This window comes from Mycobacterium sp., assembly GCF_040509115.1.
Classification (GTDB): domain Bacteria; phylum Actinomycetota; class Actinomycetes; order Mycobacteriales; family Mycobacteriaceae; genus Mycobacterium.
Genome location: NZ_JBEVLO010000466.1, coordinates 1 through 10807 on the forward strand (window position 1 = coordinate 1; position 10807 = coordinate 10807).

A 10807-nucleotide genomic window follows, 5' to 3' on the forward strand; every position below is an offset into this window, starting at 1 on the left:
GGGGTGGCGCCGATGATCGCGGTGCAACCGGCCTTCTATGCCGAGCTCTTCGGCGCGCGGGTGCGCTACTCGGGCTTCGCGACCTCACGTGAGGTGGGCGCAGCCATCGCGGGCTTCTCCCCGTTGCTGGCCGCCTCGCTGCAGAACCGGATGGGCGGCGAACCGTGGCTGATCGCCGTGATGATGATCGTGGTCTGCCTGATCTCCTTCGTGGCGTTCGCCGCCGCGAAGGAAGGCAAGGACGTCGACATCGACGAGATGGGCCCCGAGCCACTGGCCACGGCGAAGTCTCGCAAGACTGCAGAGCTGCCCGGCCGTCAATGAGCGATGGGTTCACCGGGAGGCCATCGCCGAGCGCCACGATGGTGCACCTGGGAGTGGGTGCGTTCGCCAGGGGACACGTGCTGTGGTGCACGAGCCTCGCCGCCGACGAGCAACCCGGGCAATGGTCGGTCTGCGCGGTCGGCCAGCGCTCGCGCACCGTCGTCGACGCAATGCGTTCGCGCAGTTGGGCTTACGACGTCGAACTCCGTGACACCGACCGCCACAGCACGACCCGGGTCGACGTCGTGCACGACGGCCTGGTGGCCGAGGAGGAGCCTGACCGCCTGACCGAGACGTTGGCCTCGCCACGGGTCTCGGTGGTGACGATCACCGCGACCGAAGCCGGCTACCCGGGCCCCGTCGTGGGTCAGATCGTTGCCGCGGCCGCGGCCCGTGCCCGCAACGGTGCGGGCCCGATCAGCGTCGTGGTGTGCGACAACGTCCTCTTCGGGGGTGACCTGTTGCGCACGTTGACCATCGACATGGCGCAGGAGGGGGGACACGACGATGCTGCCGCGTGGCTGGCCGAGCACGCCGCCTTCCCCAACACCGTCGTCGACCGCGTCGTGCCCGCGGTACCCGATGAACTGCAGCCCTCCGTGGTGGCGGAACCGTGGTTCCGCTGGGTGCTGGAAGACGCCTTCGTCGCCGCCCGTCCCGCGTGGGAACGTGTCGGTGCCCAGCTGGTCGACGACGTAGCACCGTGGCAAGCGGCCAAGCTGCACCTCGTCAACGCGCCCCACTCGATGCTGGCTTACCTTGGGCTGGCGTGCGGGTACTCCACCGTCCACGAAGCGGTGAACGACGATCTGCTCAACACCGCCGTGCAGGCAGCGCTCGACGTCGAGTTGATTCCCGCCGTGCCCGCCGCCGAGGGCCTCTCGGCAACTGAGGACGCCAGAGCCTCCCTTCGCCGGTTCGCGAATTCGGCTGTGCCCCATCGTTTGTCCCAGGTTGGGTCCGGCGGATCGGCGAAGTTGCCCCAGCGACTGTCAGCCGTCGTGGACATGTGTCAGACTGCCGGGAAGGCGCCCATGTGGTGCGCGGGTATCGTCGCCGGCTGGGCGCACGCGATCCGGCGTGGCGACGTCGACGACCCCAGGGCCCCTCGCGTGCGATCAGCGCTTGCCGGCCCGCCGGATGACCGGGCGCGCGCACTGCTGGCGGCGTGCGACCTGCTCGCCGACGCGACAGAGCGGGGTCTGATGGTTGATTCGGTGAACTGGTGGTTGAAGTCGTTGGACCATGCGGACATTCGCGAGACTGTCCGATCCGCCCTCAAGGAGATGTGACGATGGACCTGACCGACAGGGTGGCCGTGATCACCGGTGGGGGTACCGGAATCGGAGCAGCGATCGCGCACCATCTGGTGGCGGCCGGCGCCCGAGGGGTGCTCGTGACCTATAGCCGATCGGAGGAGGCGGCGGCGGCCACGGTGTCGTCACTGCGAGCCCTCGGCGCCGAAGCGGAGTCCGTGGCCGTGGACGTACGTGCCGACGATCAGGTGCGGGCGCTGGCGGCGAGGTGCCACGACGTTTTCGGCGGATGCGACGTACTGATCAACAATGCAGCGAGTACGGCGTGGCTTCCGTTCGACGACCTCGACGCGGTCGACGACGACACCTGGCACGACATCCTCGACGTCAACGTCGTCGGCGCGTTCCGCTGCGCGCGTGCATTCGCACCGGCGCTCCGGCAGGCCGGGGGCGCCGTCGTCAACATCGCGTCGATCTCGGCCCACCGAGGTATCGGGTCGTCGATGCCCTACGGCGTGAGCAAGGCGGCGCTGCTGCAACTGACGCGTTCACTGGCCGTCGCCATGGGCCCGGAGGTGCGGGTCAACTCCGTCTCCCCGGGGACGGTCGCCACGCGATGGCAAATCGACCATCACGGTGATGAGGCGTTCGACGAACTGACCGCCCGCGAACGCGAGGCGTCCCCACTGGGTCGTACCACCCAACCCGAGGACGTGGCTGCGGCTGTGCTGGGTCTATTGGGGGCAGATATGGTCACTGGGGTCGACGTGGTCGTCGACGCAGGGAAACACCTCATGTACTGAGGCAGGAGACCAACAGATGGCGGCGCCCAGCCCGGTGAACGCGGTCGAGAAGGTGCTCGCGGTGCTGGAAGCGCTCGCCGAACACCGTCGGCTGACCGACCTCGCCCGGTCGACGGGCCTCGCGAAGTCCACGGTGCACCGGATCTTGCAGACGATGGTGGAGGGCGGGTTCGCCGTCTTCGACGAGGACAACGGCTACGGCCCTGGGCCGCGCATGGTGGGCCTGGCAGGCAGGACGCTTGGCGAGCTGGACACGTCCGTCGGCGCGGAACCGGTCATGCGTCGCCTGCAGGAACGCTTCTCGGCGACGGTGCACATGGCGGTAATCGCCGGCGACGAGGCCGTGTACGTGCGCAAGCTCGAGGGCAACAAGCCCTACCGAATGGTCTCGCGGGTGGGTATGTCGATACCGCTGCACTGCACTGGAATTGGGAAGGCGCTTCTCGCCGCGATGGCCGAGGAGGACGTGGCGTCGCTGGTGCAGCGCACCGGATTGCCCAGGCGCACGCCGCGGACGCTGACGACGCTGGATGCCCTGATGGCCGACCTGAGGACGACCCGCGATCGCGGCTGGGCGGGCGACGTGGAGGAGAACGAAGACGGGATCGTCTGCGCGGGCGCGGCCATCCGCGACCACTCGGGACGAATGACGGCCGCTATCAGCGTCTCTCAGCTACGCAGTGACCCCACGGCAGTCGCCCTCGACGTCGTGGGCCCAGAAGTCGCGGCCGCAGCGGCGGAGGTATCGACCGGTTTGGGTGCCCGTACCACCTGAAGTGCGTCAGCCGGCCGTGGAGACCAGATATGCGCGGACCTCTTCTGCCGTAGCGAGCTTGCCGGTACCACCCTGCCCGGCGAGTGACAACGCGGCTGCCGCCGCTGCGGTGCGCACTAGCTCCACCGTTAGTGGCCCCAGCGCCAGGCCGGCAGCCAACGTGCCGGCGAACACATCGCCGGCACCAGTGGCGTCGTGCACCTGAGGCGCTGGGACGGCAGGAACCTCGACGGCTGAACTCTGGTCGTACATCAGCGCACCGCGACTCCCGCGGGTGACCACGGCCGACTGGGCGCCGAGGTCTATCAGGCGGCGAGCAGCAGTCTCCGCGTCCGACGTCCCCAGAAGCACCTCGGTGTCCGCGGGACACGATGGGACGGCCACCGTCACCAGCGGCGCCAGCTCACGCAGGTGTCCGCGCGCGGTGTCCGCGTCAACCAGTCGTCGGCGATAGTTGGGGTCGTAGACGACGGCGCCGCCGCCGGCCGCCACTCGTCGTGCGGCCTCCACCACGGTGGCGGCCACTCCGTCCGACAACGCCATCGCGATTCCACTCACCAGCAGCACCCTTGCCCGGTCGAGGGGCGCGTCGCCGAGGTCAGCGGGGGTCATCATGGACGCCGCGGATCCCGACCGCAGGTACACGAAGTCGCGTTCGCCCTCGGGGTCGGCGCCGACCAGGTATGCCCCCGTGTGACTGGGGCCCCGCCGGACCAGTGCCGTCTCCACCCCGAGGTGAGCCGCGTAGCGCAACAGCCGCGATCCGATCTCGTCGTCGCCGACTCGGCTGATCAGGGCGGTGGTCGCCCCGGCGCTGGCACTGGCGGCGGCAGCGTTGAGTGCGTCGCCGGAGAACGACACGTGGAAGTCGGTGGCCGTCTCCAAGGGCACGCCAGCCGACAGCTCCAGCATGGGTTCTCCGAGCACGATGACATCGGGGACGGTCATGACCGTCCCCCCAGCGCTGCCAACCAGTCCGCGACTGCGCCAGGGTCCGCCGCAAGGCGCTCGACGAGGGCGGTGCCAACGCCGACTGCAGTGGCCCCCGCGTCCAGCCACGCTGGCACGTCGTCGAGGCCGATCCCACCGGTCGGGATCACCAGCGCTCCCGGCAGAACCGCTAGCAGGGTCCGGAGATAGGCGGGCCCCCCGACATGGGCGGGGAACAGCTTGGCCAGGCCGGTATCGGCGGCTGCCGCGATTTCACCGGGCGTCCAACCTCCCTCCACCACGGGGATGGCCCCGTCGATTGCAGACCTCACCTCCGGAGCCGGATGGGGGGTCACCAGGAAGTCCGCACCGAAGTCAGCCGCCTCGAGGGCGGTCCGGGCGGACCGCACGGTGCCCAACCCGACCAGCAAGTCGGGGTGTTCGGCGCGGACGCGAGAGAGTGCCACGCGCCAGTCCGGCGTGGTCGCCGTCAGTTCGACGATGCCGAGGCCGGCTGCGGCCAAGGTGGACACGGCCCCCACCGCATCGTCGGCGGTCCCGACGCGAAGCACGGGCAGCACCGGCGTTCGAGTGAACTCGGCCTGCAGCCGCTCCAGCATCTCGGTTCCCGATTTCGTTCCGCTGGACGGACCTGTGTTTCGTACCACGGGACCAGTGTAGAGCGACGATCATTCCAATGCACCCCGTTCGGCGGACGCTTGGGAGGCGGCTGAGCTCGTGCGAGCATGCCGCTGGGATTCGGTGCCAGCTTGCCGAGAAGGGCGAAAGACGCAGGTAGTGACCCCACCGCCAGCCACGCGCGACGAGGACTTACCGCGGCGAGGACTTACCGCGACGAGAACCTACCGGGTGGCCCGGCTCTTGATCAGGCTCGCGACCGTCGTGACCGCCAACACGGCCCCGATCACCGACAGCGACATACCCGTCGAGATCTCCGGCACCATGATGTGCTCACCGCCATTGATGAACGGCAACGTGTTCTCGTGGAGCGCATGCAGCACCAGCTTGACGCCGATGAACGCGAGGATCAGCGACAACCCGTAGGACAGGTAGACCAGTCGATCCAGCAGGCCGCCGATCAAGAAGTACAGCTGACGCAGACCCATCAACGCGAAGGCGTTGGCGGCGAAGACGATGTAGGGCTCCGTGGTGAGGCCGTAGATCGCTGGAATGGAGTCCAGAGCGAAGAGGATGTCGGTGAAGCCGATTGCCACGAGCGCCAAGAACATCGGAGTGACGAAGCGCTTGCCATCGATGCGGGTGGTGAGCTTCCCGCCGTCGTAGTGGTCGACGGTCGGAAGGAACCGCTTGGCCAACGCGACGATCTTGCTGTCCCGTTCCTCCTCGACTTCCTCCTCGTGCCCACTCTCGCGGGCCAGCTTGATCGCCGTGTAGATCAAGAAGATGCCGAACAGGTAGAACACCCAGCTGAACGTGTTGATGGCCGCGGCACCGACCGCGATGAAGCCCGCCCGCATCACCAGCGCCAGCACGATGCCGATGAGCAGCACCTTCTGCTGGTGCTCGCGAGGCACCGCGAAGGACGTCATGATGATCGTGAACACGAAGAGGTTGTCCACCGACAACGCCTTCTCGGTGACGTAGCCGGCGAAGTACTCGCCGCCGTAGGTGCCACCCCACTGCCAGATCACGTAGAGGCCGAAGATCACCGCCAGCGCGATGTAGACCACCGACCAGGTCGCGGATTCCTTGAACGACGGCGCATGCGGCTTCCGCGCGTTGAACACGAAGTCGAATAGGAACAGTCCAAGGATCACGGCGCACGTGGCGATCCACGTCAAGGTGGACACGTTCATCGGGCGGATACCTCCATCGACAGTTCGTCCGAGGATTCGTCCGAGAGTTCGTCGTAGTCAAGGGCTTTGATTGCGGCGGCGTTCATCGATGGCGAAAGGGCGGGACGCAACGGCATGAGGGGGCTGGCGATCATGTCCCCGACGAGCCTACGGTAATCCGCTCAAGGACCGGGTTTCGAGCTGAGAGCGCTCTCAGGAGGAGGCCAGCGGAAGATCCAGGAAGTGGCCCATCCGATCGCGTTTGGTGCGCAGATACGTGATGTTGTCGGCCGTCACCGACGACGGTGCGGACACCCTCTCGGTGACCGAGAGACCGCCGGCGCGGATTGCCTCGACCTTGCCGGGATTGTTGGTGATGAGCCGGATCCGCGTGATGCCGAGCATCTGCAGGACCGCGGCGGACACGCCGTAGTCGCGGTTGTCGATCGGCAGGCCGAGCTCGAGGTTGGCGTCGACGGTGTCACGACCGGCCTCCTGCAGTGAGTAGGCGGCGAGCTTGTGGCCCAAGCCAATCCCGCGACCCTCGTGGCCGCGAAGGTAGATCAGGACGCCTGCGCCTTCGCCTGCAATGGCGGCCAGGGCGGCGTCGAGTTGGGCGCCACAGTCGCAGCGGCGGGATCCGATGACGTCTCCGGTCAGGCACTCGCTGTGGATGCGAACGAGCACTCCCGCGTCGGAGGCCGAGGCACCGCAAACGTCACCGTGCGACAACACCAGGTGCTCGATGCCATCGGCGCCGGTGTAGGTCTGCGCGGTGAAGAGGCCGTGATCGGTGGGAATGGCCGCGGAGGCGCCGAGGACTGCGGTGGATTCGATCCGCCTTCGGTGTTCGACGAGCTCGGCGACCGTGATCATCGGTAGTTGATGTTCGGCTGCAAAGGCGATCAAGTCCGGCCCGGACAGGGGAACGCCGTCATCGGCGACGAGTTCGGTGATGACCGCGACCTCGCGGCATCCTGCCAGTCGCATCAGATCGATCGATGCCTCGGTGTGGCCCGCGCGTTCGAGGACTCCGTCGGGTCGTGCCCGCAACGGGAAGACATGCCCCGGTCGACGCAGATCGCCTGGGGTGGTGGTCTTGTCGGCGAGTGCTCGGACCGTGGCCGCGCGGTCGGTGGCGGAGATCCCGGTTCCCACGGCAACGGCGTCGACACTGACGGTGAAGGCGGTCTGGTGGTTGTCGGTGTTGGTCCACACCATCAGGTCGAGTTCGAGTTCGTCGGCGATCACGTCGGTCATCGGGGTGCAGACGATGCCGCTGCCATGGCGCAGCAGGAAGACCATGTCGTGGACGTCGACGTGCTCGGCGGCCATGATCAGATCGCCTTCGTTCTCCCGGTCGGCATCGTCGGCGACGACGACCATGCCGCCGTGCGCGATGGCGGTCAACGCGGCGCCAAGGCGGGTGGGCGCGTCAATGAGTTGGACGGACATCGGATGCCTCACTGTCTTCCGGTTTGATCGGTGCGGTGTGGGTGCGGAAGGTGGTATCCGCCTTGGAAATACAGCAGCGGGCGTCGTTCTGAGCTGGCGTGGAGGTCGAGCACCTCGGCGGCGACGATGGTGTGGTCACCGCCGTCGTATTCGGCCCACAGCCGGCATTCGGCCCAGGCGACGACGCCGTCGAGGATGGGTGCGCCCAGGGCGCCCACCGCCCACGTCACCCCGGCGAACTTGTCGGTGCCCGAGCGCGCGAAGCCGTTGCTGACCCCATCGTGGTGGTCAGCAAGGACGTTGATCGCGAAGGAGCCGACGTCGCGGATCTTGGGCCAGGTCGTCGAGGTGCGTGCCGGGCTGAACGACACCAGCGGCGGGTCGAGGGAGAGCGAGCTGAACGACTGGCAGGTGAAGCCGATCGGACCGTCGTCACCCATGGTGGTGATGACGGTGATGCCCGAGCAGAAGTGCCCGAGCACGGTGCGCATGTGTTGGGGGGAGATGTCGGAGACCTTCATCGTCGCGTCCTTCTGGCGTTGGCGGTGGCTGTGCACCGACGGTAGGCAGCCAGTGACGGCGATCACTATCCCGAGAGGGCCGTCGACTATCCCCATAGTGAAGACCGCCCACGGTCCTGCACGGAACGGATAGTCGGGCGCACTCACCGGCTATCTGCCGCCCCGGTCGTCGCCATAGGTTCGAGAAATGGTGACCTGCGCCACACGATAGGAGTGAAGAATGACTGCCGTACCCGTTGCGACCCGCCCCGACGCCGAGGCTGGCCTGGAACACTTCAAGATGTTCATCGCCGGCGAATTCGTCTCTGCCCGTTCAGGAGACGTGTTCACCAGTGAGAACCCCTACCTCGGCGAACCGTGGGCGAGCGTGCCGGACGGCGGCGTCGCCGACGTCGATCTGGCGGTCGCCGCGGCACGCTCCGCGTTCGATGGAGTGTGGAGCGAGACCTCGGGGTTCGAACGGGCCCGACTGCTGCGCCGCCTCGGTGATCTGTTGGGCCAGAACGCAGAACGGTTGGCACGCCTGGAGGTTCAAGACTCGGGCAAGCTCTACCGCGAGATGATCGGACAGCTGCAGTACCTGCCGCAGTGGTACTACTACTACGCCGGGCTGGCCGACAAGATCGAAGGCCGCACCATCCCTTCGGACAAGCCGAACTACTTCGTCTACACGCGGCGCGAGCCGATCGGCGTGGTCGCCGCCATCACGCCGTGGAACTCACCGCTGTTGCTGATGACCTTCAAGCTCGCAGTCGGGCTGGCTGCCGGATGCACCTTCGTCATCAAGCCCTCGGAGCACTCGCCCGTGTCGACGTTGGCCTTCGCCGAGCTGATCGCGGAGGCAGGTTTCCCGCCGGGCGTCGTCAACGTGGTGTCGGGGCTGAACCGGTCCGTCGGCGAGCATCTCGCCAGTCACCGTGACGTGGACAAGGTGGCCTTCACCGGGTCGACCGCCACCGGCCGGGCGGTGGCCAAGGCCGCCGCGGAGAACCTGAACAAGATCACTCTTGAGCTCGGAGGCAAGTCACCGCAGATCGTGTTCCCCGACGCCGACCTCGCTGCAGCGGCGAACGGGTTGGTGGCAGGGGTGTTCGCCGCCACCGGGCAGACCTGCATGGCCGGTTCGCGTCTGATCGTGCACGAGGACGTCCACGACGAGCTGATCGCCCTCGTCGCCGAGCGCGCGCGGGCCATCAAACTGGGTGACCCCAACGACGCCGACACCGAAATGGGACCGGTCGCCAACCGGCCGCAGTACGAGAAGGTGCTGGCCTTCCTCCGGACCGCCGTTGACGAGGGTGCGACCGTGGCGACGGGTGGCTCGGCGAGCGGCGAGCATGGCGGGCTGTTCGTTGAGCCCACGGTGTTCACCGACGTCACTCCCGACATGACGGTGGTGCGCGAAGAGGTGTTCGGCCCGGTACTGGCGGCCTACAGGTTCAGCACCGAGGACGAGGCATTGGCGCTCGCCAACGACACCCCGTTCGGTCTGGCCGGCGCGGTGTGGACCAACGACGTGCATCGCGCACACCGGGTGGCGGCCAAGCTCCGCGCGGGCACGGTGTGGATCAATGCCTACCGGGTCATCGCCCCGAACGTCCCCTTCGGCGGATTCGGCGACAGCGGCCTTGGCAGGGAGAACGGCGTCGACGCCATCAACGAATACACCGAGAACAAGTCCGTCTGGGTCGAACTCAGCGGCGCCACCCGTGACCCCTTCAAGCTCGGCTGACCGAGAGGACTCGAAAGACCATGACCGCCATTGACTTTGCCCCCACCGCCCCCCGACCGGTCGAGGAGACCGCGCCCCTGGTCGATCGCACCACGACCAATCCGATGTTCAACGACCAGAAGATGAAGCTGGGCCTGTTCGGCACCAACTGTTCGTACGGTCTGATCATGTCGCACGCTCCCACCACCTACGAGGTGAGCTGGAAGCACACGCTGGAGATCGCGCAGCGGGCCGATGCGCTCGGCTTCGAGGCGCTGGTACCCGTCGCGCGCTGGAAGGGGTTCGGCGGAACCACCAACTTCAACGGGAACTGCTTCGAGACCTATTCGTGGGCAGCCGGACTTGCCCAGGCGACCGAACGGATTGCGATCTTCGCCACCTCGCACCTACCGACCGTCCATCCGATCGTAGCGGCGAAGGCGGCTACCACGATCGACCTGATCTCCGGTGGGCGATTCGGACTGAACCTCGTAATGGGTTGGGTGGAACCGGAAATGGAGATGTTCGGCGGATCCCAGCGCCAGCACGACGACCGTTACGCGTTCGGTCAGGAGTGGATCGACTACGCCACCGACCTGTGGACCCAGCCGGGTTCGTTCAGTTTCCACGGCAAGTACTTCGACGGCGACGACGTCGAGTCCTACCCGAAGCCGCATCAGGCGCCCCGCCCTGCCTTGATCAATGCGGGCAACTCGAAGAACGGCATCGAGTTCTCGGCGCGGAACGTGGACTTCAACTTCGCGTCCCTGGACACGCTGGAGAACATGAAGGCCTACACGAGCGCCATCGTCGAGAAGGCCCGCACGGAATACCAGCGGGTGATCAGCCCCATGACCTACGGGCTGGTGGTGTGCCGCGACACCGAGAAGGAGGCGAAGGCGGACTTCCAACGCGTCGTCGACGACGGCGACTGGGGCGCCGCGGGCAACGTCATCAAGATGGCGATGTCGGGCGCCAGCCAATCCTTCGACCACGCAAGGGAATTCCAGGAGCGCTTCATCGCCGGTTGGGGCGGCTACCCCATCGTGGGCACGCCCGAGCAGTGCGTCGAGGAGATCGGCAAGCTCAACGAGGCGGGGATGAACGGAATGATCATGGGCATGATCGACTACAACGAGGAGATGAAGTACTTCGGCGAACACGTGATGCCGCTACTCAAGCAGGCGGGGCTTCGCCACTGACCACCCGGCACCC

At 67.0% G+C, this 10807-nt stretch carries 11 protein-coding genes and 1 pseudogene; 6 read left to right on the forward strand and 6 right to left on the reverse strand.

The window, feature by feature from the left end:
- The 4 genes and pseudogenes from ABW137_RS31885 to ABW137_RS31900 all read left to right on the forward strand — a co-directional run.
- Window positions 1–324: pseudogene (locus tag ABW137_RS31885) on the forward strand (hypothetical protein); the annotation flags it as partial.
- On the forward strand, window positions 321–1616 hold the full coding sequence (locus ABW137_RS31890; protein WP_526406266.1) for a mannitol dehydrogenase family protein: 1296 nt from the start codon (window positions 321–323) through the stop codon (window positions 1614–1616). The pseudogene ABW137_RS31885 and the gene ABW137_RS31890, both read left to right, overlap by 4 nt.
- Before the next feature lie 2 nt (window positions 1617–1618).
- Window positions 1619–2383: an SDR family NAD(P)-dependent oxidoreductase gene (locus ABW137_RS31895; RefSeq protein WP_526406268.1), complete on the forward strand. Its 765-nt coding sequence runs from the start codon at window positions 1619–1621 to the stop codon at window positions 2381–2383.
- 16 nt (window positions 2384–2399) lie between these two features.
- Entirely contained in the window at window positions 2400–3158 is a 759-nt protein-coding gene (locus ABW137_RS31900; protein ID WP_526406270.1) for an IclR family transcriptional regulator, read from the forward strand.
- 6 nt (window positions 3159–3164) lie between these two features.
- On the opposite strand, the gene ABW137_RS31905 is transcribed toward ABW137_RS31900, so the two are convergent.
- From ABW137_RS31905 to ABW137_RS31930, 6 genes are all read right to left on the reverse strand, one after another.
- A complete protein-coding gene (locus tag ABW137_RS31905; RefSeq protein WP_526406272.1) occupies window positions 3165–4106 on the reverse strand; it encodes a sugar kinase in 942 nt (313 codons plus the stop codon).
- On the reverse strand, window positions 4103–4756 hold the full coding sequence (locus ABW137_RS31910) for a bifunctional 4-hydroxy-2-oxoglutarate aldolase/2-dehydro-3-deoxy-phosphogluconate aldolase (protein ID WP_526406274.1): 654 nt from the start codon (window positions 4754–4756) through the stop codon (window positions 4103–4105). Before ABW137_RS31910 ends, ABW137_RS31905 begins: the two co-directional genes overlap by 4 nt.
- Window positions 4757–4951: 195 nt before the next feature.
- Complete coding sequence (locus ABW137_RS31915; protein ID WP_526406276.1) at window positions 4952–5926, reverse strand: TerC family protein; 975 nt, start codon at window positions 5924–5926, stop codon at window positions 4952–4954.
- Complete coding sequence (locus ABW137_RS31920; protein ID WP_526406278.1) at window positions 5923–6060, reverse strand: hypothetical protein; 138 nt, start codon at window positions 6058–6060, stop codon at window positions 5923–5925. Before ABW137_RS31920 ends, ABW137_RS31915 begins: the two co-directional genes overlap by 4 nt.
- A gap of 58 nt (window positions 6061–6118) precedes the next feature.
- Complete coding sequence (gene ribB / locus ABW137_RS31925; RefSeq protein ID WP_526406280.1) at window positions 6119–7360, reverse strand: 3,4-dihydroxy-2-butanone-4-phosphate synthase; 1242 nt, start codon at window positions 7358–7360, stop codon at window positions 6119–6121.
- An 8-nt stretch (window positions 7361–7368) separates the two neighbouring features.
- On the reverse strand, window positions 7369–7881 hold the full coding sequence (locus ABW137_RS31930; RefSeq protein WP_526406282.1) for a flavin reductase family protein: 513 nt from the start codon (window positions 7879–7881) through the stop codon (window positions 7369–7371).
- Window positions 7882–8101: 220 nt separating this feature from the next.
- On the opposite strand from ABW137_RS31930, the gene ABW137_RS31935 reads away from it, so the two are divergent.
- Together ABW137_RS31935 and ABW137_RS31940 are read left to right on the forward strand one after the other, a co-directional pair.
- Window positions 8102–9613, forward strand: a complete 1512-nt coding sequence (locus ABW137_RS31935; RefSeq protein ID WP_526406284.1) for an aldehyde dehydrogenase — start codon at window positions 8102–8104, stop codon at window positions 9611–9613.
- Between the two features lie 20 nt (window positions 9614–9633).
- On the forward strand, window positions 9634–10794 hold the full coding sequence (locus ABW137_RS31940; RefSeq protein ID WP_526406286.1) for an LLM class flavin-dependent oxidoreductase: 1161 nt from the start codon (window positions 9634–9636) through the stop codon (window positions 10792–10794).
- Window positions 10795–10807: the final 13 nt, after the last annotated feature.